At 61.9% G+C, this 21,495-nt stretch carries 25 protein-coding genes and 1 pseudogene; 17 read left to right on the top strand and 9 right to left on the bottom strand.

All coding sequences use genetic code 11. The features are described from left to right. The first annotated feature begins 140 nt into the window (after positions 1 to 140). From JO391_RS20420 to JO391_RS20430, 3 genes are all read left to right on the top strand, one after another. Entirely contained in the window at positions 141 to 668 is a 528-nt protein-coding gene (locus tag JO391_RS20420) for an arsenate reductase (azurin) small subunit (RefSeq protein WP_220664745.1), read from the top strand. Between the two features lie 10 nt (positions 669 to 678). Then, entirely contained in the window at positions 679 to 3,138 is a 2,460-nt protein-coding gene (locus JO391_RS20425) for an arsenate reductase (azurin) large subunit (RefSeq protein WP_220664746.1), read from the top strand. A 70-nt stretch (positions 3,139 to 3,208) separates the two neighbouring features. Beyond that, positions 3,209 to 3,721 (top strand): DUF2478 domain-containing protein, encoded by a 513-nt coding sequence (locus tag JO391_RS20430; RefSeq protein ID WP_220664747.1) that lies wholly within the window; start codon positions 3,209 to 3,211, stop codon positions 3,719 to 3,721. Here JO391_RS20430 and JO391_RS21645 read toward each other — a convergent pair. The 5 genes and pseudogenes from JO391_RS21645 to JO391_RS20450 all read right to left on the bottom strand — a co-directional run. Next, positions 3,699 to 3,993: pseudogene (locus JO391_RS21645) on the bottom strand (helix-turn-helix domain-containing protein); the annotation flags it as partial. The gene JO391_RS20430 and the pseudogene JO391_RS21645 overlap by 23 nt on opposite strands. A 185-nt stretch (positions 3,994 to 4,178) precedes the next feature. Next, positions 4,179 to 4,295 carry a DUF2474 family protein gene (locus JO391_RS20435; RefSeq protein ID WP_220664748.1) on the bottom strand — a complete coding sequence of 39 codons (117 nt, stop codon included), beginning with the start codon at positions 4,293 to 4,295 and terminating at the stop codon, positions 4,179 to 4,181. Beyond that, positions 4,295 to 5,299: a cytochrome d ubiquinol oxidase subunit II gene (cydB, locus tag JO391_RS20440; RefSeq protein WP_220664749.1), complete on the bottom strand. Its 1,005-nt coding sequence runs from the start codon at positions 5,297 to 5,299 to the stop codon at positions 4,295 to 4,297. Before cydB ends, JO391_RS20435 begins: the two co-directional genes overlap by 1 nt. Next, complete coding sequence (locus JO391_RS20445) at positions 5,296 to 6,729, bottom strand: cytochrome ubiquinol oxidase subunit I (RefSeq protein ID WP_220664750.1); 1,434 nt, start codon at positions 6,727 to 6,729, stop codon at positions 5,296 to 5,298. Before JO391_RS20445 ends, cydB begins: the two co-directional genes overlap by 4 nt. Positions 6,730 to 6,786: 57 nt before the next feature. Then, positions 6,787 to 7,413, bottom strand: coding sequence for a peroxiredoxin (locus tag JO391_RS20450; RefSeq protein WP_220664751.1), 627 nt, complete (start codon positions 7,411 to 7,413; stop codon positions 6,787 to 6,789). A gap of 243 nt (positions 7,414 to 7,656) precedes the next feature. Here JO391_RS20450 and JO391_RS20455 point away from each other — a divergent pair, with 243 nt between their 5' ends. Next, positions 7,657 to 8,106, top strand: coding sequence for an RrF2 family transcriptional regulator (locus JO391_RS20455; RefSeq protein WP_220664752.1), 450 nt, complete (start codon positions 7,657 to 7,659; stop codon positions 8,104 to 8,106). On the opposite strand, the gene JO391_RS20460 is transcribed toward JO391_RS20455, so the two are convergent. Then, complete coding sequence (locus tag JO391_RS20460; RefSeq protein ID WP_220664753.1) at positions 8,085 to 8,408, bottom strand: ArsR/SmtB family transcription factor; 324 nt, start codon at positions 8,406 to 8,408, stop codon at positions 8,085 to 8,087. The genes JO391_RS20455 and JO391_RS20460 overlap by 22 nt on opposite strands. A gap of 62 nt (positions 8,409 to 8,470) precedes the next feature. On the opposite strand from JO391_RS20460, the gene JO391_RS20465 reads away from it, so the two are divergent. From JO391_RS20465 to JO391_RS20510, 10 genes are all read left to right on the top strand, one after another. After that, complete coding sequence (locus tag JO391_RS20465; protein ID WP_220664754.1) at positions 8,471 to 8,695, top strand: YgaP family membrane protein; 225 nt, start codon at positions 8,471 to 8,473, stop codon at positions 8,693 to 8,695. 103 nt (positions 8,696 to 8,798) lie between these two features. Further along, positions 8,799 to 9,284, top strand: a complete 486-nt coding sequence (locus JO391_RS20470) for a ferritin-like domain-containing protein (protein ID WP_259444937.1) — start codon at positions 8,799 to 8,801, stop codon at positions 9,282 to 9,284. Positions 9,285 to 9,331: 47 nt separating this feature from the next. Beyond that, entirely contained in the window at positions 9,332 to 9,757 is a 426-nt protein-coding gene (locus tag JO391_RS20475) for a YeeE/YedE family protein (protein ID WP_310795074.1), read from the top strand. A gap of 4 nt (positions 9,758 to 9,761) precedes the next feature. Further along, positions 9,762 to 10,196: a DUF6691 family protein gene (locus JO391_RS20480; RefSeq protein WP_220664755.1), complete on the top strand. Its 435-nt coding sequence runs from the start codon at positions 9,762 to 9,764 to the stop codon at positions 10,194 to 10,196. Positions 10,197 to 10,233: 37 nt separating this feature from the next. Next, entirely contained in the window at positions 10,234 to 11,136 is a 903-nt protein-coding gene (locus JO391_RS20485; protein ID WP_220664756.1) for an MBL fold metallo-hydrolase, read from the top strand. A 42-nt stretch (positions 11,137 to 11,178) separates the two neighbouring features. Beyond that, on the top strand, positions 11,179 to 11,520 hold the full coding sequence (locus JO391_RS20490) for a protein tyrosine phosphatase family protein (protein WP_220664757.1): 342 nt from the start codon (positions 11,179 to 11,181) through the stop codon (positions 11,518 to 11,520). A gap of 40 nt (positions 11,521 to 11,560) precedes the next feature. Continuing rightward, positions 11,561 to 13,240, top strand: a complete 1,680-nt coding sequence (locus JO391_RS20495) for a bifunctional protein tyrosine phosphatase family protein/NAD(P)/FAD-dependent oxidoreductase (protein ID WP_220664758.1) — start codon at positions 11,561 to 11,563, stop codon at positions 13,238 to 13,240. Positions 13,241 to 13,259: 19 nt separating this feature from the next. Then, complete coding sequence (locus JO391_RS20500; RefSeq protein ID WP_220664759.1) at positions 13,260 to 15,077, top strand: SulP family inorganic anion transporter; 1,818 nt, start codon at positions 13,260 to 13,262, stop codon at positions 15,075 to 15,077. Between the two features lie 73 nt (positions 15,078 to 15,150). Continuing rightward, positions 15,151 to 15,747: a class I SAM-dependent methyltransferase gene (locus JO391_RS20505; RefSeq protein ID WP_220664760.1), complete on the top strand. Its 597-nt coding sequence runs from the start codon at positions 15,151 to 15,153 to the stop codon at positions 15,745 to 15,747. Positions 15,748 to 15,803: 56 nt separating this feature from the next. Further along, a complete protein-coding gene (locus tag JO391_RS20510) occupies positions 15,804 to 16,151 on the top strand; it encodes a rhodanese-like domain-containing protein (protein WP_220664761.1) in 348 nt (115 codons plus the stop codon). A gap of 126 nt (positions 16,152 to 16,277) precedes the next feature. Here JO391_RS20510 and JO391_RS20515 read toward each other — a convergent pair whose 3' ends face one another. Then, positions 16,278 to 17,351 (bottom strand): hypothetical protein, encoded by a 1,074-nt coding sequence (locus JO391_RS20515; RefSeq protein WP_220664767.1) that lies wholly within the window; start codon positions 17,349 to 17,351, stop codon positions 16,278 to 16,280. A 226-nt stretch (positions 17,352 to 17,577) separates the two neighbouring features. On the opposite strand from JO391_RS20515, the gene JO391_RS20520 reads away from it, so the two are divergent. Next, the gene (locus JO391_RS20520) at positions 17,578 to 18,462 is read left to right on the top strand and encodes a recombinase family protein (protein WP_018065891.1); all 885 of its coding nucleotides are present in this window, start codon (positions 17,578 to 17,580) and stop codon (positions 18,460 to 18,462) included. Between the two features lie 78 nt (positions 18,463 to 18,540). Here the strand turns inward: JO391_RS20520 and JO391_RS20525 are convergent, their stop codons facing one another. Together JO391_RS20525 and JO391_RS20530 are read right to left on the bottom strand one after the other, a co-directional pair. Next, a complete protein-coding gene (locus JO391_RS20525; RefSeq protein ID WP_018065892.1) occupies positions 18,541 to 18,936 on the bottom strand; it encodes a PIN domain-containing protein in 396 nt (131 codons plus the stop codon). Then, positions 18,926 to 19,153, bottom strand: a complete 228-nt coding sequence (locus JO391_RS20530) for an AbrB/MazE/SpoVT family DNA-binding domain-containing protein (protein ID WP_018065893.1) — start codon at positions 19,151 to 19,153, stop codon at positions 18,926 to 18,928. Before JO391_RS20530 ends, JO391_RS20525 begins: the two co-directional genes overlap by 11 nt. A gap of 209 nt (positions 19,154 to 19,362) precedes the next feature. On the opposite strand from JO391_RS20530, the gene repA reads away from it, so the two are divergent. Continuing rightward, entirely contained in the window at positions 19,363 to 20,556 is a 1,194-nt protein-coding gene (repA, locus tag JO391_RS20535) for a plasmid partitioning protein RepA (protein WP_220664762.1), read from the top strand. Further along, the gene (repB, locus tag JO391_RS20540; RefSeq protein WP_220664649.1) at positions 20,540 to 21,472 is read left to right on the top strand and encodes a plasmid partitioning protein RepB; all 933 of its coding nucleotides are present in this window, start codon (positions 20,540 to 20,542) and stop codon (positions 21,470 to 21,472) included. Before repA ends, repB begins: the two co-directional genes overlap by 17 nt. Positions 21,473 to 21,495 lie beyond the last annotated feature (23 nt).

Genomic DNA, 21,495 nt, shown 5'->3' on the forward strand with positions numbered 1-21,495 from the left:
ATGTTCGGAAACCCGAACACCTGAAAATAAGCTTTGTTTTTGAGCGGTTTGCAAACGGGCAGGCAAGACATTCAGCCGACCAGACCGAAGCTGTCCCCTGCTAACATTTGGGCAAGGGAGCCAAGGGAGGAATAGCTACCATGAAATGCAACCGGTTGGTCGATGTCGGCCGCCGTCAGTTCCTGCGCGGGGGTGTTCTCGGCGTTGCAGGGGCTGCGGCGGCAACGGTCATGCCTGCAGGACAGGCTCAAGCGCAGACGGCGCGCGCAATGCTGGACTACCCGTCCAGCAAACTGGCGAATATCGCCGATCTCAAGGTGAACGAGCCGATGGATATCGGCTATCCCGATGCCGACAGCCCCGGCGTCCTGCTTAAACTGGGCACAGCGGTCGAAGGCGGTGCTGGGCCCGATGGCGATGTCGTCGCCTATTCAGTGCTCTGCCCGCACAAGGGGTTTGTCATGTCCTACCACGGGGCCGACAAGACGCTGAACTGCCCGGGCCACTTTTCGCGCTTCGACTGTGAAAAGGGCGGCCAGCAAATCTGGGGTCACTCCACGCAGAACCTGCCGCAATTCGCGCTGCGTGTGGACGACAAGGGCGATATCTATGCCGAAGGCGCGGACGAGCTGATCTACGGCCGTCTGTCCAACGTGCTGCAAGGGTAAGGGGGCGATCATGGCTTACAAACGCAACATCGATCGCCTGCCGATCATTCCCGCAGGCGCCAAGGAACACAACGTCACCTGCCACTATTGCATCGTCGGTTGCGGCTATAAGGCCTACACTTGGCCATTGAAAACTCAAGGCACGACCGACAGCAACTGGATGGGCGAGGACCTGTCCAAGCAGCAGGGGGCCGAGACCGAAGCGTGGTACGCGCCGTCCATGTACAACGTCGTCAAGCAGGGCGGCAAAGACGTGCATCTGGTCATCAAGCCGGACGTCAATTGCGTGGTGAACTCGGGCCTGGGCTCGGTGCGCGGCGCGCGCATGGCCGAGAACCGTAAGTCCGACATCACTGGCACGCAGGCACAGCGCCTGACGGAACCGATGGTCTGGCGCTATGGAACCTGGCAGCCGACCTCCTGGGACGATGCGCTGGACCTCGTGGCCCGCGTTACCGCGCGTGTCATCGACAAGGAGGATGAGAACGACCTTTACGTCTCTATGTTCGACCACGGCGGCAGCGCCGGCGGGTATGAGAACACTTGGGGCACCGGCAAGCTCTACTTCGGATCTATGAAGGTGAAGCACTGCCGCATCCACAACCGCCCGGCCTATAACTCAGAGGTGCACAGCACCCGCGACATGGGCGTGGATGAGTTGAACTACTCCTATTCCGACTATCAGGTCGCCGACACCATCATGCTGGTCGGCACCAACCCGATGGAATGCCAGACCAACCTGTTCCTGAACCACATGGTCAAGGGGATGCAGAACGGGGCGAAGGTGATCGTCGTCGATCCTCGCCGCACTGTGACAGTGGACAGCTGCGAGCAGGTTGCCGGGGCAGAAAACGTGCTGCACCTGGCGATTGCCAGCGGCAGCGACCTTGCGCTTTTCAACACGCTCTTCACCTACATCGCCGACCAAGGCTGGGTGGACGCAGACTTCATCGCCAAATCGACCTTCCAAGGCGATGTTGCGGTGCCCGAGGATGCCGCGCATCCCGCGTCTCTGGGATCATTCGAGGCCGCTCGCGCAGCCTGCAAGATGAGCCTTGCGGACGGTGCAGCAATCACCGGCCTGACCGAAGCGCAGATCATCCAGGCCGCGGAATGGATCGCCAAGCCCAAGGAGGACGGCAGCCGTACCAAGACTGTCACCGGATATGAGAAGGGCATCATCTGGGGGAATGACAACTACCGCGTCATCGGGGCACTGGTGAACATCGGTCTTGCAACCGGCAACATCGGTCGCGAAGGCGGCGGCGTCTGCCGACTGGGCGGACACCAGGAAGGCTACTTCCGTCCATCCGACGCGCATGTTGGCCGTCCTGCGCCCTATATCGATCAGCTGATCATCGCGGGCGGCGGCAAGGTGCACCACATCTGGGCTAACGACCACTACAAGACCACGCTCAACGCCGCCGAGTTCAAGCGCGTCTATAACCGCCGCTCGAACATGGTGAAGGAGGCGATGGACGCACGCGCCGGGGCGACCCGAGAGGAGCTGGTCGATGCGATCGTCAGCGCGATCAACGCGGGCGGCATCTTCAGCGTCTGCGTCGACATCATCCACAGCCAGATCGGGCAAGCCGCGCATGTCATCCTTCCGGCGGTGGAGTCCGGCGAGATGAACCTGACGTCGATGAACGGCGAGCGGCGTCTTCGGCTCGTTGAGAAATACATGGACGCGCCCGGATCGGCCCAACCCGACTGTATCATCGCAGCCCGGCTGGCCAATCATCTCGAACGCGTGCTGCGTGAAGAAGGCCGCGCCGAATACGCCGACCAGTTCAAGGGCTTCGACTGGCAGACCGAGGAAGACGCCTTCATGGACGGCTACAACTCGGGCAATACGGAAGTGACCTACGAGCGGCTGCGGGCTGCCGGCAACGACGGTGTGCAAGAGCCGGTAAAGGGTTATGAAAACGGTTCGCTCGTCGGCACACCACGGCTCTACGAGGACGGCGTCTTTACGCGCCACGGTCGAGAAGATGGTAAAGCCTTGTTCTGCATGGGGTCTTGGCGCGGGCTCCAGGCCCCCGGAAAGGCCCAGCAACAGGCCAACAACCGGTTCCTGATCAATAACGGGCGGGCAAACCTAAACTGGCAGAACTGGTTCCTGGACCAGCAGAACGACTTCGTTATGGACCGCTTCCCCGTTCCGTTCATCCAGATCAATCCGGACGACATGGCCGATCTTGGTCTGAAGCCGGGCGATATGGTCGAGGTCTTCAACGAAGTTGGTGCCACGCAGGCACTCGTCTATCCCGAGTCGACCGCCCGAAAGAACGAGACCTTCATGATCTTCGGCGCCCCGAACGGGACGCAGGGGAACGTGATCAACGCCGGCACCAACGAGCTGATCCTGCCGAACTACAAGCAGACCTGGGCCAACATCCGCAAGATCTCGGATGCCACCCCTGCTGCAGCGCGGGTCTCCTACAAGTCGTGGGAAGTGCAGCTCTGAAACCTTTGCTGCGCCGCCGGCACCATGTCGGCGGCGCAGCACCTTATTCCACGACGCAAGGGAGGCAGCCGTGAGACTTGCTTATGTAACACTTCAGGGTCGCGGCCGGACCGATGCACTGATCGCAGCAGTGGCAAACCAGTTGCAGACTGACGGCATGCGCCTTGCCGGAACGGTGCAGTCGAACATCGAACGCCCTGACCGCCGCAAGTGCGACATGGACCTGATGATCCTTCCTCAAGGTCCCATCGTTCGGATCAGTGAGGATCGCGGCGATCTCGCAAGAGGCTGCACACTCGACTCTGGCGCGCTTGAACAATCGGTCGCCGAGGTTCAGCAGCGCCTATCGGGTTCTGACATGCTCATCGTGAACAAATTCGGCAAGCGTGAGGCTGAGGGCAAAGGCCTGGTCCCCGTCATCGGCGACGCTGTCGATCTGGGAATTCCCATTCTTGTTGGTGTCAATGGCCTGAACCTTGCGGCGTTTTTGGCCTTTGCTGGAGAGGAGGCATTGGCCCTGCCAACGGATGTCACCACTGTCGTCCAATGGTGCAGACAGTCTATTGTCGCTGAGACTGCTTAGCGCTCTGGGTTTGGCACCACATCCGAAATCTCCCCTGCCCGGTTATCTCGCGGATTAACCCTGAGATTCCATCCAGGCTAGGTTGCGCTGAATGGCGGCGCGGCTGGCTCATTCACGGTCTCGGCCATCGGGGCGGAAACGAGGGGCCATTCGGTAAACACAGCACGCAGGGCGGGCGGGGTCTTTCCAGACAACGGGGTCATTATCTCTTCTGCGCGCATCGACCATGCCTCGACATCGTCAATGTGCCGCATCGCGGTCAGGTGTCGAGTAGCACTTAATGCCGAGACACGGTGCTTTGAGCGTTGAATTTTACTCTTAAATGCAAGATTCCGGTGCCTTCGAGTCGAGTTTCCTTGTCTTTCCGTAGAGCTTCTGGTCGGACACCGTCTCAGTTATCTGGGTTCGGGGGCTTGGCTGATCGCCCGTATGCGCACGGATCTAGGCAGACCCCAGCTTAGCTGATCGCCCACCGAATGCCATAAGCTACCACGCCTAAGGCCGCCACACTGGCCAGCCAATACAGCGCGAACCAGCCCAATCTGGCGAACAGCGGAGATCTCCGCGCAGTCATCAGTGATACCCCCCCACCGCTTTCACCTTGCCGCGGAACACCCAGTAGGAGTAGCCGGTGTATCCTAGGATCAGCGGGACCAGCACAACCGCGCCGACGAGTAGGAACGACAGGCTGTTGTCAGGGGCTGCAGCGTCCCAGATCGTGACCGAATGTGGCACGATGTTGGGGTAGAAGCTGATGCCAATCCCGATGAAGCTGAGTACGAACAGGGACAGGGCCGCAAGAAACGGGCTTGTCTCGCGCCGTTCGGTCAGGCCCTTTAGCAGGATGTAGGCCGCCGCCAGCACCAGCAGCGGGACCGGAATGGCCAGCAGGATATTTGGCCAGCCAAACCAGCGTGCGACATAAAGCGGATGGAGGAACGGTGTCCACAGGCTGACCACACCGATCATCGCCAAGGTCAGGGGCGCGGCCCAGAACGCGATTGTGTAGGCCCGGCGCTGGACATGGTCCTCGGTCTTGAGGATTAGCCAGGTGGCACCCAGAAGAGCATAGCCCACCACCAGCGCCGCGCCGGTGAAGAGGCTGAACGTTGTCAGCCAATCCCACCAGCCACCCGCATAGGCGCGGCCCTCAACCTTGATCCCTTGGACCAATGCGCCAAGCGCCACCCCTTGGGCAAAGGCTGCCACGGTCGAGCCGAAGGCAAAGGCCCAGTCCCACAGGAACTGCCCGCGCCTTGTCTTCCAGCGAAACTCGAAGGCCACACCGCGAAACACCAAAGCCAGAAGCATGATGATGATCGGCGCATAAAGGGCGGGCATGATGATGGAATAGGCCAGCGGGAACACCGCGAAGAGCCCGCCACCCCCGAGCACCAGCCAGGTCTCGTTGCCGTCCCAGACCGGAGCGACCGAGTTCATCATTTCGTCCTTGTTCGCCTCGCCTTGCACCAGTGGGAACAGGATGCCGACGCCAAGGTCAAACCCGTCGAGCACCACATAGGCCAAAACGGCAAAGGCGATGAGCCCGGCCCAGATCAGCGGAAGGTCCAGTGTCATGCTCGTCCTCCCTGATCGTTCAGCAGGCCATCGCCTTCGGCGTCCATCGCAGGGGCTGGCATAATGCCGCCCGCGCGCACCGGCTCATCCGTTGGCAGTCCTGGTTCGCCCGGATGCGGCGGTTTGCTCATCAGCCGGAAGATGTAGAACAGACCGGCCGAGAACAGTGTGAAGTACACCACGATAAAGGCCACCAGCGAGGTGCCGACTGCCGCCGCATCGATCGAGGACGCCGACTGTGCCGTGGTCAGCAGGCCATAGACAGTATAGGGCTGACGCCCCACCTCGGTCGTGATCCAGCCCGCCAGCACGGCAACAAACCCGGATGGCCCCATCAGAATCGCCGCGCGGTAAAGCCAGGGCGCGCTGTAAAGCTGGCGGCGGTAACGGGCGATCAAACTCCACACCCCCAGGCCCAGCATGGCAAAGCCGATGCCCACCATCACTCGGAACGTCCAGAACAGGATCGCGACTGGGGGTTCCAGCGCATCGTCGACGGTGTCAAGGCCCGCCAGCGGTGCGGTCAGATCGTGCTTCAGGATCAGCGATGAGGCGTAAGGAATTTGCACCGCATAATCGATGCGCTTTTCTTCCGGGTTCGGGATGCCGAACAGGATCAGCGGTGCGCCATCAGGATGGCTATCGTAATGACCCTCCATCGCCATCACCTTGGCGGGCTGGTGCTCCAGAGTATTGATCCCGTGTGCGTCCCCGGCGCCGATCTGCAGCGGGGCCACGACGACCGCCATCCACATCGCCATGGAAAACATCACCCGCGCGCCCTGATTGGAACGGTCCTTCAGCAGATGCAGCGCACCCACGGCGCCCACCACAAAGGCGGTGGTCAGGTAAGCCGCAAGGACCATGTGGACCAACCGATACGGGAAGGACGGGTTGAAGATCACCGCCCACCAGCTTTCAACGATGAACTGCCCTTCGGCGTTCATCCCGTAACCTGCGGGCGTCTGCATCCACGAGTTCACCGACAGGATCCAGAAGGCTGACATGAAGGTGCCCGCCGCCACCATCAGCGTGGCGAAGAAGTGCAGCTTTTCGCCGACACGCTGCCGCCCGAACAGCATCACTCCCAGAAAGCCCGCTTCAAGGAAAAAGGCCGACAGCACTTCATAGCCCATCAGCGGTCCCAGGACCGGGCCGGTCTTGTCGGAAAACACGCTCCAGTTGGTGCCGAACTGGTAAGACATCACGATGCCCGACACGACGCCCATGCCGAAGGCCACGGCGAAGATCTTTTTCCAGTAGTTGAAGATGTCCAGATAGACCGCCTTTCCCGTCAACAAATGCAGCCCGTTCAGCACCGCGAGGTAGCTGGCAAGCCCGATGGAAAACACCGGAAAGATGATGTGAAAGCTTACCGTGAAGGCGAACTGCATCCGGGCAAGGTCAAGGGCAGTGATATCGGGCAACATTTGGAAACTCCGGTTCGGGTGTCGGACCGCCCCCCGGGGCAAGGGGGCGGCATCGGGTCAGAGTGTGGTGGTCCGCAGGTAGGGGCGCACTTCGGTCCAGCCCTGCGGGAACAATGCATGCGCCTCCGGCGCTTTGATCGAGTTCGGAATGATCACCACGCCACCCGGTATCCAATCGGCAGGGGTCGCGATGTGCTTTGCGTCTGCCGTCTGCAGGGCGTCGATCACCCGCAGGATTTCCTCGAAGTTCCGCCCCACGTTCATCGGATAGGTCATCGTCAGGCGGATTTTCTTCTGGGGGTCGATGATGAAGACCGACCGCACAGCGGCCGTCTCGCTTTCGTGCGGGTGGATCATGCCGTAAAGCCGCGCCACGGTGCAATCAGGGTCGGCCACGATGGGGAAGGTGACGGTCGTGTTCTGCGTGTCGTTCACGTCAGCGATCCATTTCAGATGCTCTTCCACCCCGTCGGTGGACAGACCGAGCGGCTTGACGTGACGCTTGGCAAAGGCTTCCGCCAGTTGGGCGGTGCGGCCCACCTCTGTGGTGCAGACAGGCGTGAAATCGCCCGGATGGCTGAAGAAGAACACCCAGTCGTCGCCGATCCAGTCGTGAAGGTGGATCTTGCCGGTCGATGTGTCGACGGTGAAGTCCGGGGCGGTATCGCCAATGTTGAGGCTCATGCGTCGTCTCCTGTGAAAGCTTCGTGTGACCCCGGCAGACAGGGCATCTGCGTGCCGCGTCCTTTCAGGCGGTATCACCGGCAGCGGAACCCGTTGCTGATCGGCATCAGTTGGCGCTGCCGGGCCGCAAGTGAAACCGAATCACCGGCCACCCCCTAAAGCATCATTTTCCGCACAACTATTGCAGTGTGATCAGAAAAGCTATATCTGTTTTCGAACTTTTTGACGCAGGAGGTGCCGCAGGTGCATCTGACCCAGTACTCGACCTTCGCTTTGAGGACCCTGCAGTATGTCGCCCTGCGCGATCCGGCTATCGTGACGGTCGAAGAAGTGTCTCGGGTGCACCGCATATCAAAAGCGCATCTGGTGAAGGTGTCGCACGAGTTGGGCCAGCGAGGCTACATCCAGACGATTCGTGGTCGAAACGGCGGAATGCGCCTGGCCCGGCCCGCCGACCAGATCACGGTCGGCGAGGTGGTCCGCTGGACAGAAGCGCCGCTAGAGTTGGTGGAGTGTTTCAATCCCGAAACCAATACGTGTCCGCTGGAAGGCGTCTGCCACCTATCACGCGGAATACAAAGGGCTTTGCGTGCCTTCCTGTCCGTCCTGGACGACATGACGATTGCCGATATCACGGTCAATCGCGGCATCCTTCTGGACCGGCTCGCCCCTCAGCAGTCGGGCGCGCAGTAGACCCGGTACAGGGTTTCCAGCACAGCCTGCACCTCTGTGCTGGCCAGGCTGTAGTAGATTGTCTGCCCGTCGCGGCGGGTCGAGACCAACCTCAACGCGCGCATCTTCCCCAGATGCTGCGACAGGGCAGCTGGCGTCAGATCGACGATCTCGGCGAGATCTCCGACCGATTTCTCACCCGCCAGCAGGGTGCACATCACCAGCAGCCGCTTGGGGTTGGACATGGCGGCAAGCGTGGCAGAGACCTCTTCGGCTTTCGCTTCAAGGGGGTTTATAGTTTCATCAAGGATATCTGTTTTCATGCTTGACACTTTAGCATTTGCGAAGATACAAAGCAACATCGCTCGTCCTCAAGGAGGCAAAAATGGCAAATGTCGGATCACTTGATCGCACGCTTCGTTTCATCGTCGGGGCCGTCCTTTTGGCTTCCCCGTTCCTGCCGCCGTTTGCCGGGTTCTTCGCGGCCTGGGGGGCCTGGAAGTTCGCCGTGGCAGCCGTTGGCCTCGTGATGCTGGGAACCGCCGCGTTCCGGTTCTGCCCGGCCTACACGCTCCTTGGCATCCGGACCTGCCCGATCAGCAAGACCTGAACAGACCCGCTCAAGGCTCTAACGCAGATTGATCCGCGGCAGCATTCCTGCGGCGCGGTTGCAGTATGATTGACTCTTTCTCACCCTCGAAAGGTGGCACGACGTGTCGAAAAGTCCCATCGCCATTCTTCTGTTTGGCCTCATGGCCGCAGCGCCTGCCTGGTCCCAGGCTTTGACACCGGACGCCGTGGCCGCACTGGGTTCCGCCCTGCAGGACGAGCGTCACGCCGAGGCGTTCTACGCCGCCGTAATCGCCAAATTCGGGGACGCTCGCCCGTTCTCGAACATCATCAATGCGGAGCGGCAGCATGAGGCCATGCTGATCGGCCTGTACGAGACATATGGCGTCGCCGTCCCCGAGAACGGCTATGCTACCGGTGCGCTGATAGCCCCGGCGGCCCCGGAAACATTGGCCGACGCATGCAAGATCGGCGTCGAGGCCGAACTCGCGAACCGCGATCTTTATGACGGAAACCTGCTTCCCGCTGTCGTGGCCTATCCTGACATCACGCTCGTCATGCAGCGACTGCGCGATGCGTCTGAAGAAAACCACTTGCCCGCCTTCCAACGCTGCGCGAACCGCGGCTGAGGTCGGCGGCAGCACCAAGTTTCGCACAACCCGGAGCCTCAAGAAGAATGATCACTGACTTTACTCCCTATGCCTCTCTGTTCGGCGGCATTCTGATCGGCCTTGGGGCCGTGATCCTGATGGCTTTCAACGGGCGCATCGCGGGCATGACCGCCATGCTGGGCGGCGTGCTTGAGCCGAAAAGCTCCGACAGCCCTTGGCGGCTGGCCTTTCTTGCGGGAGCGATTGCCGCGCCGCTGATTGCCACCCTGCTGGGCGCAGAGTTCAGCTTTGCTTCGCCCACGACCGGCGTGGTGCTGGCAATCGGCGGGGTCATCGTCGGGGTCGGTGTGACCTATGGATCGGGCTGCACGTCCGGGCACGGCGTCTGCGGGTTGGCTCGGCTGTCGCCGCGTTCGCTGGTCGCCACGCTCACCTTCATGGCGACCACTTTCGCCACCGTCACCCTGATCCGCCATGGCTTTGGAGTCTGAACCGATGAACCGCATCCTTTCCGCCCTCGTCGCCGGACTGATTTTCGGGCTCGGCATTGCCATCTCTGGCATGGGCAACCCGGCCAAGGTTCTGAACTTCTTTGACCCCTTCGGCACCTGGGACCCCAGCCTTGCCTTCGTTATGGGCGGTGCACTGATCACGGCGGCTATCGGCTATCGCCTGCTGTTCGGCGCAAGGTCCGCGCCTTTGCTCGATACGAAATTCCACCTGCCCACCAGCAAGGTGATCGACATGAAGCTGGTGGGTGGCTCAGCGCTGTTCGGCGTGGGCTGGGGCATATCCGGCTTCTGCCCCGGTGGGGCCATTCCCGCGCTCGGCTTTGCGCCCTGGCCGACTGCGTTGTTCCTGATCTCGATGGGGGCCGGCATCCTGCTCGCCCGGTGGCTGCAAGCCTTGCCCCGCCCGAAATTCGCCTGACACCAAACCGCCTGAGCCCTTCAAGGAGGATAGACCAATGACCGCCTTTACCCCGATCCCCCACGCCGTTGATCTGACGCTCAAACCCGAAGTCACCGCGTTCTTCGACGAACCCACCAATACCGTGACTTATGTCGTTCGCGATCCGGCCAGCACGTCCTGCGCCGTGATTGATAGCGTGATGGACATCGACTATGCCGCAGGCCGCATTACCTATGCCTCGGCCGACGCAGTGATAGACTTCATCAAGTCTCACGGCCTGACCCTCGAATGGCTGATCGAGACGCATGTCCATGCCGACCATCTGTCAGGCGCGCCCTACATTCAGGGCAAGCTGGGCGGCAAGATCGGGATCGGCGAAAACATCACCATCGTGCAGGACACTTTCGGCAAGGTGTTCAACGAGGGCACCGAGTTCCAGCGTGATGGCAGCCAGTTCGACCGGCTGTTCAAGGATGGCGATACCTACCAGATCGGCGGCATGACCGCCTTTGTCCTGCACACCCCCGGCCACACGCCCGCCTGCATGACCCATGTTATCGGCGACGCGGCCTTTGTGGGCGACACGCTGTTCATGCCCGACGGCGGATCGGCCCGCGCCGATTTTCCGGGTGGCGATGCCCGGACGCTCTACCGCTCGATCAAGCGGGTGCTGTCGATGCCCGACACAACGCGTCTGTTCATGTGCCACGACTACGGCCCGAACGGGCGCGAAATCCGCTGGGAAACCACGGTGGCCGAGCAGAATGCGCACAACATCCACGTGAAGGACGGCATCACCGAGGATCAGTTCGTACAGGTCCGCGAAGCGCGAGATGCGACACTGGCCATGCCGAAGCTGATCATCCCATCGTTGCAGGTCAACATGCGCGCGGGCGATCTGCCGCCGCCGGACGAAAGCGGCAAGCGGTTCCTGAAGGTGCCAATCAACGGGCTGTAGGCGCCCGTTCCCGTCCGCAATCCAACCCCAAGGAATCTCCTCATGACAATCAAGACACTGACCCCGACGCTGTCGGTCTCCCCTCAAGTCCTGCCGCAGCAAGTGGCACACCTGGCCAAGTCCGGATTCAAATCGATCATTTGCAACCTGCCCGATGGCGAGTGTGGACCGGGCCAGCCCGGCTTTGACCAGATCGCGGAGGCAGCCAAGGCTGCGGGGATGCAGTCCGCCTATCTGCCCATTGTTCCGGGCCAGGCAGGCCCCAGCGAGGCAGCGGCGTTCCGAGATCTGCTCGCCAGCCTGCCGACGCCGATCATCGCCTTTTGCCGGTCTGGCAATCGGTCCGCATCCCTGTGGACCATGTCGCAATCCGTCCGGGCCTGACGCCAGAACACCAAAGAACGCTCTGAGAGGAGCCTTGTCCATGACCGCCAAACCGATCACGCCCAGCCTGTCCGTCTCCGAACAGGTTCTTCCGCAAGACATCGCGGCGCTCGCCGCCGCCGGGTTCAAGTCCGTCATCTGCAACCGCCCAGATGGCGAAGGGGCCGACCAGCCCTCGTTCTCCGAAATCGAGGCAGCGGCGAAAGCGGCGGGGATGCAGGCTACCTATCTGCCAATCGTGTCGGGCAAGGTTGGCGATGCCGATGCGCTGGCCTTTGGCGCGGCCATGGACAGCTTGCCGAAACCGATCCTGGCCTATTGCCGCACCGGGACCAGGTCGGCGACGCTGTGGTCGCTGTCCGAAGGCGGGCGGGGGCGGCCCTTGCCCGAGATCATCGCGGCAACCAAGTCGGCAGGCTATGACATGGCAGGCGTGGTGCGCCGCATCGCCAATGGCGGGCGCACACCAACGGATACCGTCGATGCGTCTCATGCCGTCGTCATCATTGGTGGCGGGGCGGCAGGGATTGCGGTTGCGGCCAGCCTGAAGGCGCGCAAGCCGGATCTCGACATCGCCATCATCGACCCGGCCGACATCCATTACTACCAGCCCGGCTGGACCATGGTCGGCGGCGGCATCTTCGATCCCGAAAGCACCGCCAAGACGATGGGATCATTGATCCCCGCTGGCGTGCGGTGGATCAAGGCCGCTGTCGCAGCCTTTGAGCCGGACAAGAATGTGGTGATCCTGGACGGCTGCCGGGTGGTCAGATACGGCCAACTCGTCGTCACCCCCGGCCTTAAATTGAACTGGGCGGGCATTGAAGGGCTGACCGAGACGCTGGGCCGCAACGGTGTCACCTCGAACTACCGCTATGACCTCGCCCCCTACACCTGGGAGCTGGTCAAAGGGCTGGAACGAGGGCGCGCCGTCTTCACCCAGCCGCCGATGCCGATCAAATGTGCCGGTGCCCCGCAAAAGGCGCTCTATCTATCAGCGGACCACTGGTATCGGACCGGGCGGCTGAAGCACATCGAGATCGATTTCTTCAACGCGGGTGCGGTGCTGTTCGGGGTCAAGGAATACGTCCCGGCGCTGATGCAATACATCGAGAAGTACAAGGCGCAGCTGCATTTCCAGCATCGCCTGACCCGCGTGGATGGCCCGGCGAGGACTGCGTGGTTCACCCAGACCAAGACCGATGGCACGACGGAAACGGTGGAAACCGGGTTCGATATGATCCATGTCGTGCCCCCGCAGGTCGCGCCCGATTTCGTCCGCGTCTCGCCGCTCGCCGATGCCGCGGGCTGGGTCGACGTTGATCAGGCCACACTTCGGCATAAAACGCTGCCCAACATCTATTCCCTTGGCGATGTCTGCAACGCCCCCAATGCCAAGACCGCTGCCGCCGCACGCAAGCAGGCCCCGGTCGTGGCGCACAACCTGCTGAAGGATCTGGGTGCGATCAAGGAAGAAGACGTAGCCTATGACGGCTACGGGTCCTGCCCGCTGACGGTGGAACGCGGCAAGATCGTGCTGGCCGAGTTCGGATATGGCGGCAAACTTCTGCCATCCTTCCCTGGCTGGCTGATCGACGGGACCAAACCCAGCCATCTGGCCTGGCTGCTGAAGGAACAGATGCTGCCGCCGATCTACTGGAAAGCCATGCTGCGCGGGCGCGAATGGATGGCCAAACCGCAACCCGTGACCGCCGCGTAACCCCGAAAAGGCAATTCTCGTGACCTCCCTCAAGTCCTTTCTGCCCATCCTCGGATGGGCCCCGGCCTATACGAAAACCGAAGCGCAAAGCGATCTGGTCGCCGCCGTGATCGTGACGATCATGCTGGTACCGCAAAGCCTGGCCTATGCGATGCTTGCAGGCCTGCCGCCGCAGGTGGGGCTTTATGCTTCGATCCTGCCGCTGATTGCCTATGCCATCTTTGGCACCAGTCGGGCGCTGGCAGTGGGGCCGGTCGCCGTGGTGTCCTTGATGACGGCCGCAGCGGTGGGGCAAGTGGCAGCACCCGGGAGTGCCGAATACCTGACCGCCGCGATCACGCTGGCCTTCCTGTCGGGCCTCGTTCTGGTCGCGATGTCGGTCCTGCGGCTGGGGTTCATGGCCAATTTCCTGAGCCATCCAGTGATCTCGGGCTTCATCACCGCCTCGGGAATCCTGATCGCCACCAGCCAGCTGAAACACGTCCTCGGGATCAAGGCGGACGGTGATACCTTGCCGCATTTGTTGACCGGCATTTTCAACGGGATTGGCGGGATCAATCCCTATACGGTGGTGATCGGCGTCGCTGCGACCGCCTTCCTGTTCTGGACCCGCAAACAGTTGAAACCCCTGCTTCTGGCGCGCGGCTTGCGGCCCCGAGTCGCTGACCTGATCGCCAAAGCAGGCCCGGTGGCCGCAATCGTGCTGTCGATCCTGGCCGTGGTGGGCTTTGGGCTGGTGGACAAGGGCGTGAAGATCGTCGGCGAGATCCCCGCAGGCCTGCCGCCCTTTGCGCTCCCGTCCTTCGATCTGGGTCTGTGGCAGAAACTGCTTCTGCCTGCCGTGCTGATCAGCCTTGTGGGCTTCGTCGAATCCGTCTCCGTGGCGCAAACGCTGGCGGCCAAGCGGCGGCAACGGATCGTGCCCAATCAGGAACTGACCGCGCTTGGTGCCTCCAACGTCGCCTCGGCCCTGTCGGGCGGCTATCCGGTGACGGGCGGCTTTGCCCGGTCGGTGGTGAACTTTGACGCAGGGGCCGAAACGCCGCTGGCGGGGGCCTTCACCGCCGCTGGCATCCTTGCCGCCACGGTCTTTCTGACCCCCCTATTCCGGTTCCTGCCCCAAGCGGTGCTGGCCGCCACGATCATCGTGGCCGTTCTGTCCCTGGTCGATATCGCCGCTATCCGCCGCACCTGGGCCTATTCCAAGGCCGACTTCGCCGCCATGGCCGTCACCATTCTCACCGTGCTGCTGGTGGGCGTCGAGGCGGGGATCACAGCTGGCGTTTCCCTCTCGCTGCTGCTGTTCCTCTGGCGCACCTCGCGTCCGCATATGGCCATCGTGGGTCAGGTGCCGGGGACCGAGCATTTCCGCAACGTCGACCGTCATGACGTGATCACCGATCCTGCGATCCTGTCGATCCGCGTGGACGAAAGCCTGTACTTCGCCAATGCCCGCGCCTTGGAGGATGCGATCTACGACCGTATCGCCGACAACTCCGCGCTCAAGAACGTCATCCTCATGTGCCCCGCCGTAAACGCCATCGACGCGAGCGCTCTGGAAAGCCTCGAGGCCATCGCCCACCGCCTCGGCTCCGCCGGGATCGGGTTCCACCTGTCCGAAGTCAAAGGCCCGGTGATGGACGCGCTGAAACGGTCGGATTTCATGGACCATTTCAAGGGCCATATCTTCCTGTCGCAGTTTGAGGCCGTTAGCACTCTGTCCAAAGAAACCCAGCCAATTGCGACTTCCCCTGCACCCTCGAGCCCAGTGCGGGATGCCACCAGCCCCGGCCAACTTTCGCTGGTGCCAACGACCGAGGGGCGTTCAGTGGTGTGAGCGACACAGAATGGCCGTTGGAAGTTTGAAAAACTGACCTTCGCAAATGCTTCGCAGGAATGGGGCACTGAACATGTGGAACGAGCGCTACAACACCCCCGGCTATCTCTTCGGCACTGAGCCGGCTGCCTTCCTGCGCCGTGAAGCCTATCGACTTGCCGCAGGTCAGACGGCCCTGTGTGTCGCGGATGGGGAGGGACGCAACTCGGTCTTTCTCGCCGCGCAAGGGTTGGCGGTGACAGCGATGGATGCCTCGGATGTCGCCGTGGGGAAGGCACGTGTGCTTGCTAAATCACGCGCTGCAACTGTGGATTTCCATGTGGCCGATATCGCCAGCTGGGACTGGGGCGCGGGCGCATACGATGTCGTGGCGGCCATTTTCATCCAGTTTGCGGGCCCCGCCTTGCGCGATAAGATCTTTGCGGGAATGATCCGTGCCCTTGCCCCCGGAGGATTGCTGCTGCTGCACGGCTATACTCCGGCGCAACTTGCCCATAACACGGGCGGTCCGCGCATTCTCGAAAACCTCTACACTGCCGATTTACTGGCCGACCGTTTCAACGGTCTAGAGATCCTCCACCTTGCGGAATATGAGTCCGAGCTCTCTGAAGGCAGCAGGCATGTCGGGAAATCTGCCCTGATCGACTTCGTGGCCCGCAAGCCACTGTGATCAAGCCGACCCTCCAGACCCCTGAACGTCCGCACAATCGAAATACGAGGAACCGAATGGCATACACTCAGAAATTTCAGGCACTTGCCGATGCAGCGCAAAGCCGTGTCGCTGGTGTGGCGCCCGAAGAGGTCGACGGGCTTTTGAAAGCGGGAGCTGTCGTCCTCGATATCCGCGACAAGGAAGAGCATGACGCCGGGCATATTCCCGGGTCTTTGCACATAAGTCGTGGCAAGCTGGAAATGAACGTGGAGGCCGCCCTGCCCGATCTCGACCAGACAATCCTTTGCTACTGCAACGCGTTCAATCGCGGCGCGTTGTCAGCCGCCACTTTGCAGGACATGGGCTACAAGAACGCCCGATTCATTGCTGGCGGGCTAAACGCCTATCGCAAGTTGCCCTAGCCGCTACGGACAGCGGGCAGAACAGTTTTCCCGGCGTCAGGATTACTTCGGGACTCGGTGCGTCATTCCATTCAGACGCAACGGAAACTACCAGATCCCGCAAACAACAGTGACCAATAGCTGTCTTCACGATCTGGTCGCTGCGCGCCACATCCGAAACCTTCCCTGCCCTGTCACCTCTCGGATCAAACCTCTTGTTTCCATCCAGGTGAGGTTACGCTGAACGGCGGCACGGCTGGCTCCGGTAAGGGCTTCAGCCATCCCGGCGGAAATGAGAGGCCATTCGGTCAGCACGGCGCGCAACGCCGGTGGCGTCTTTCCTGAGAGTGCCAACATCTCGGTTTCTACCCTGGCTGACCATGCCTCGATATCGTCGAGGTGCCGCATGGCAGTCAGACTGGCCTTCTCCATCCCTGAGAGCCAACGCGCCAGACGGTCAGCGGGTGGGCCGCCAGCGCGCAACCCCTCTGCCCCGCCAATAGCCAGAGGTGCAAAGATCGCCCCCTTGCCCTCGCTGACCGCGATCCGTGCGGCTGTGACCGCCGCTTCCATCAGGTCGCCATGCTGCCCGAGGCCCGCGAGGCTCCAGAGGTGAAAGCCCATGCAGGCGCGGGTGATTGGGTGTAGATCGGCGGCTTGTGCCATCAGACCGGTCCAGCCGGCTGCACGATCCGCAAAAGGTTCGGCCTCAACGCCCAAGTTCTCGGGGTCGCGCCGGTCGAGGAAGGCAGAGAGGTCCACCTCTGGACCCGGGCCGCCGCTCAGGCGGCGCACTGCCCATACGACACGCGCCAGCGCCGCTGTGTCGTCCTGCACGCCTGATAAGCGCATTGAGATCCAAAGCGCCAGCCGATCCGGACCGAGGCGATCACCCATGAACCAGCTGAGGTCGGCTCCCTCGATCAGGGCGAGCCTGTGCCGCCAGCCTTCCGGGCCGCGCTTCAACCGGTCGTCAAGCGCGCCGAGACGGCCAGCAACACGGGCAAGACGCGCGGCAAGGCCCGCTTCGGCCTTCCGCCAGTCGTCGAGAGCCGCGGTCTCGGGGGGTTCCGCCCTTGGCCCGGGCGGCAAATCGTCCGGCTCTTCTTCTGTCGGACCGGGCAGAAACCACAGATCTTCGTCGGACACCTTGTCGACCTCCTCGACGTCGACGAGAGGATCATCAAGAAAATCATATTCAGCGAATGCTTGTGGCTTCATATGTGCAAAATACAATCATTTTGCATCTTACCCAAGGGTTTTTTCGGGATGTGCTGAGACACTGTATATAGCACGCGCGCGCGATGGACTGCGGGGACTCTCCGATTGCGCTCAGCCAGTGGAAATCAAGGCGATATTGATGAACTGTGCTACCGAGAGTGCCGTTGCATTCGTCTACAAACGGTCGTTTATTGCTGATATATGAAACTGCAAATGGCCTGATTTTATGCCCCTGATCGGCTACGCGCGCGTCTCGACCGAGGATCAGACCCCCCTGCCCCAGTCGCAGGCCCTGAAATCCGCGGGCTGCGTCGAGATCCACGAGGAGCAGGCCTCGGGCGGCAATCGTGCGCGACCGGTGCTTGCGCGGGTGTTGGAACGCATCGGCAAGGGCGACACGCTGGTCGTCGTGCGGATCGACCGTCTCGCGCGATCCCTCTCGCATCTGCTGGAGGTGATCGAGCGGCTGGAAGCCAAGGGCGCCTTCTTCCGCTCGCTCATGGACCCGATCGACACGTCCTCCCCGCAGGGCAAATTCACTCTCCAGGTCCTGGGCGCCGCCGCTGAGTTCGAGCGCGCCCTGATCCGCGAACGCACCAAGGCCGGACTGGCCAGCGCACGGACCAAAGGCAGGGTCGGCGGTAACCCGGGCCTGCGCGCCCGTGATCCGGCGGCGCTGCGCAAGGTCCGGCTGGCGCGGCAGGACGGCTACATGGAACGCCTGAACGAGACGGCGCAGGACTGGGTGCCCCATGTGCGACGCCTGCGGCCCGACATGGCCTGGGAAGACGTGCTGCGCATCGTCAACGGCCCCCTGCCCCGCGAGCGCCAATGGACGCAAAGCCGCCTTTTGCGCGCAGTCAACGCCTATGTGCGGGACGGCTTCCTACCGCCCACAGTACTGGACCGCGCCGGCCGCCGCGAGACCGACGACCGCCTGCCCGCCATCGTCGCCGCCATCAAGGGCGCGGACCCCGACATCACACTTCAGGCGATCTGCACTCGACTGGAAGCGATGCGCGAGCGTACGCCCCGCGGGCGGACAAGCTGGCAACCCTCCTCGGTGAAGATGCTGCTGGAAAGGGCTGAGAGGCTGGGGCTGCTTGCGTAGTCGAGATACCTTGCAAATTCTCCACGACATGGAAGGATTACAAGGCTTTGGCCAGCGCCATGCTCAGAAACTCTCTGCTCACGCAAAGGGGTTGATGATGCGAAGCTGGCCTTCGACCAGCAGGCCATCTTGCATGTCCTCGCTCCACAGCGTGGTGCAGCCCGCAACCAAAGCGCTGGCCACGATCATCGCGTCGTAGATCGAGAAGCCGTAGCGTTCCGCCAAGGCACGGCCGACGTCATGGGTCTGGAGGGTCAGGTCTTCGACGGGGCACAAAGCACGCACTCCTTCGAGAAACGCCCCTGCTTCTTCCCAGCTTAGGCCAGCCTTGCGGCGACAGTTCACCAGCGTCTCGTTTAGGACCTGAACGCTGATCCGGGGCCCCTGCCCCAGGATAATCTCGGCGCGATCGGCCTTTGGGCCATCGTCGAGCAGGTAAAGAACGACATTCGTGTCCGCGAACTCAGCGCTCATGCGCGTCATCTCGGCTCAGGCGCTCTGCAGCGGGCAGCTTGCCCCGGAAGCGGCGCAGACCCGTAAGCACCTCATCCGCGCGCGCCAGACGACGAACTCTGACCTGGCCGTCGTCCTTGACCAGATCGATCTGATCGCCTTCCTTGAGGCCAAGTTCCCGGACAAGCTCCGCGGGCAAGCGGACAGCGAGCGAGTTGCCCCATTTCGCGACCTGCATTTTGGCCTCCTGCGTGGATATACGATCAGTAATGTATATCACACTAGCTACATAGGCAAGCCTGTCCGCGAGCTTGGGCTACTCTTGTGCGTCACGCAGTGGCTGACACCAGATTTAGAAAGTGCTTGCGCGAATCTGATCGGTCAGGCAATAGTCTCGAAAAATAACGCGCGGTCACATAAAAATCGCGCCCACGGATCGAGCGGGGCATGACCGAGATAGACAAAGACCTGGACGCCGCCATTGGCCACTACGCCGAACTCTTGGCTTCGAACCTGCATGCACAACGTGCAGCGCACTTCCCACCCGATGCGAAGAAGGTGATGCGCAGCTTGACGAGCGGTGAGGCGGCCGAGTTGCTCGGTGTCGATCATACCTACCTTCGCAAACTTCATCGGGAAGGCAAGATCACCGACGTTGAGACGACGGCCGGTAGCCATCGCCGCTACACTCTCGACGATGTCTGGGAGATAAGACAAAGCCTTGAGGCCAACGCCAAGAAGCCGGGAACGTACGTGCCGGGCCGTCGTAAGGGCGACGAGCTGCAAGTCATTTCCGTTGTGAATTTCAAGGGTGGAAGCGGCAAGACCACCACATCAGCGCACCTTGCGCAGAGACTCGCGTTCAAGGGTTATCGTGTGCTGGCCATTGATCTGGATCCGCAGGCGTCGTTGTCCGCCTTGCATGGGATCCAGCCTGAACTGGACCTCATGGAAGGCGGGACGCTGTACGACGCAGTCCGGTATGACGACCCTGTTCCGGTTTCCGAGGTCATCAGGAAGACCTACATCCGTGGCCTGGATCTCATTCCGGGCAATCTCGAGCTCATGGAGTTCGAGCACGAGACCCCGGCCGCGATCCAGCGTGGCGGCGCCCGCGCTTTCTTCGCGAGAGTCCGAGACGCCCTCGACAGCGTCGAAAGTGACTACGATGTCGTCGTGATCGACTGCCCTCCGCAACTGGGCTTCCTGACCATGTCTGCCCTTTCCGCGTCCTCGGGCGTCCTGGTGACGGTCCATCCACAGATGCTCGACCTCATGTCGATGTCGCAGTTCCTGCGGATGACGGCAGACCTGTTGGGTGTGATCCGCGATGCAGGCGCCAACCTGCGTTTCGATTGGCTGCGGTTCTTGCCGACCCGCTACAAGGTGGGCGACGCCCCACAGACCGAGGTGATCGCCTTCATCCGCGGGCTCTTCGGGCGTTCGGTGCTGACCAACCACATGGTCGAGTCGACGGCGATATCGGATGCCGGGCTGACCAAGCAGACCTTGTATGAGGCGGACAAGAAGGACTTCACGCGCCAGACCTTCGACCGCGCCATCGAGTCCATGAATGCCGTCAACGACGAGATCGCCGGGATCATCCAGAGCACGTGGGGACGCAATGGCAAGAAAGCCTAAACTGGGACTGCCCTTGCAGACCTTGCGCAATGCCCCCGACGCTCTTGAGGGGCGCAGGCTGCGGGGCGGCGTATTCGAGATCGAGCCTGACCATATCGAGACCGTGGGCAGGCTGGATGACCGTCTTCAAATCGAGATTGCGGGGCTGAAGGCATCGATCTCTAGAAGTGGCCAACGGGTGCCGATCCTCGTGCGACCTCTCGAAGGGGATCGCTACAGCCTGATCTACGGGCGGCGTCGGCTTGAAGCCTGCCGGGATCTCGGGATCAAGGTCCGTGCGATCGTCACCGAAATGGACGGGGATCAGGCGCTTCGGGATCAGCTGCTCGAGAACCAAGAACGCCGCGACCTGAGCTTCATCGAACGTGCCTTGGTGGCGGCAGCCTTGCTCAATGGCGATCACCTGGGAGAGGCGGAACGCACCAACAAGGGCGTGGCTGAGGTTCTAGGTCTTACCGAAGCTGGTGTGTCGCAGCTGTTAAGCGTCGTTCGCGCGGTTGGCGAGAGCCTCGTCCTAGCGATAGGTGCTGCGCCAGGTATCGGCCGGCCTCGTTGGGAGGAACTCAAGAAGTCACTGGGCGATGCATCTGTGGACCGTGAGAACCTCGCTGCAGTAGCGGCAGAGACCAGGTCCTCTCACTCCGGTGGACCTGACGAAAAGTCGGACGCCGCGTTCCTGGCCGTCCTCGCCGCAGTGGTGCAGGCAGAGCGGCCGACCCGCCCATCAAGCCCCCGAGGGGCACCTAGTGTGGCCATTCCGGGTGTCGGGGCTGCAACCATCGCGACAGGGCGCCGCGGCCGACAGTTCAAGCTCGAGCTGAAGGCCGAGGACAGAGATTTTGTCAGCTGGCTTGAGGGCAAGGCCCCGCAGCTGATCGCCGAGCTTCACGAGCGCTGGAAGCGCAAGGAAGACTGAGGAAGAGCAACAACCAAAAAGGA

This window comes from Neotabrizicola shimadae (assembly GCF_019623905.1).
GTDB classification, from domain to species: domain Bacteria; phylum Pseudomonadota; class Alphaproteobacteria; order Rhodobacterales; family Rhodobacteraceae; genus Neotabrizicola; species Neotabrizicola shimadae.

Coding starts and splice junctions, on each gene's coding strand:
- JO391_RS20420 (WP_220664745.1), top strand. CDS start 141: ATGAAATGCAACCGGTTGGTCGATGTCGGCCGCCGTCAGTTCCTGCGC.
- JO391_RS20425 (WP_220664746.1), top strand. CDS start 679: ATGGCTTACAAACGCAACATCGATCGCCTGCCGATCATTCCCGCAGGC.
- JO391_RS20435 (WP_220664748.1), bottom strand. CDS start 4,295: ATGACTGCGCGGAGATCTCCGCTGTTCGCCAGATTGGGCTGGTTCGCG.
- cydB (WP_220664749.1), bottom strand. CDS start 5,299: ATGACACTGGACCTTCCGCTGATCTGGGCCGGGCTCATCGCCTTTGCC.
- JO391_RS20445 (WP_220664750.1), bottom strand. CDS start 6,729: ATGTTGCCCGATATCACTGCCCTTGACCTTGCCCGGATGCAGTTCGCC.
- JO391_RS20450 (WP_220664751.1), bottom strand. CDS start 7,413: ATGAGCCTCAACATTGGCGATACCGCCCCGGACTTCACCGTCGACACA.
- JO391_RS20460 (WP_220664753.1), bottom strand. CDS start 8,408: ATGAAAACAGATATCCTTGATGAAACTATAAACCCCCTTGAAGCGAAA.
- JO391_RS20465 (WP_220664754.1), top strand. CDS start 8,471: ATGGCAAATGTCGGATCACTTGATCGCACGCTTCGTTTCATCGTCGGG.
- JO391_RS20475 (WP_310795074.1), top strand. CDS start 9,332: ATGATCACTGACTTTACTCCCTATGCCTCTCTGTTCGGCGGCATTCTG.
- JO391_RS20480 (WP_220664755.1), top strand. CDS start 9,762: ATGAACCGCATCCTTTCCGCCCTCGTCGCCGGACTGATTTTCGGGCTC.
- JO391_RS20485 (WP_220664756.1), top strand. CDS start 10,234: ATGACCGCCTTTACCCCGATCCCCCACGCCGTTGATCTGACGCTCAAA.
- JO391_RS20490 (WP_220664757.1), top strand. CDS start 11,179: ATGACAATCAAGACACTGACCCCGACGCTGTCGGTCTCCCCTCAAGTC.
- JO391_RS20495 (WP_220664758.1), top strand. CDS start 11,561: ATGACCGCCAAACCGATCACGCCCAGCCTGTCCGTCTCCGAACAGGTT.
- JO391_RS20505 (WP_220664760.1), top strand. CDS start 15,151: ATGTGGAACGAGCGCTACAACACCCCCGGCTATCTCTTCGGCACTGAG.
- JO391_RS20510 (WP_220664761.1), top strand. CDS start 15,804: ATGGCATACACTCAGAAATTTCAGGCACTTGCCGATGCAGCGCAAAGC.
- JO391_RS20515 (WP_220664767.1), bottom strand. CDS start 17,351: ATGAAGCCACAAGCATTCGCTGAATATGATTTTCTTGATGATCCTCTC.
- JO391_RS20520 (WP_018065891.1), top strand. CDS start 17,578: ATGCCCCTGATCGGCTACGCGCGCGTCTCGACCGAGGATCAGACCCCC.
- JO391_RS20525 (WP_018065892.1), bottom strand. CDS start 18,936: ATGAGCGCTGAGTTCGCGGACACGAATGTCGTTCTTTACCTGCTCGAC.
- JO391_RS20530 (WP_018065893.1), bottom strand. CDS start 19,153: ATGCAGGTCGCGAAATGGGGCAACTCGCTCGCTGTCCGCTTGCCCGCG.
- repA (WP_220664762.1), top strand. CDS start 19,363: ATGACCGAGATAGACAAAGACCTGGACGCCGCCATTGGCCACTACGCC.
- repB (WP_220664649.1), top strand. CDS start 20,540: ATGGCAAGAAAGCCTAAACTGGGACTGCCCTTGCAGACCTTGCGCAAT.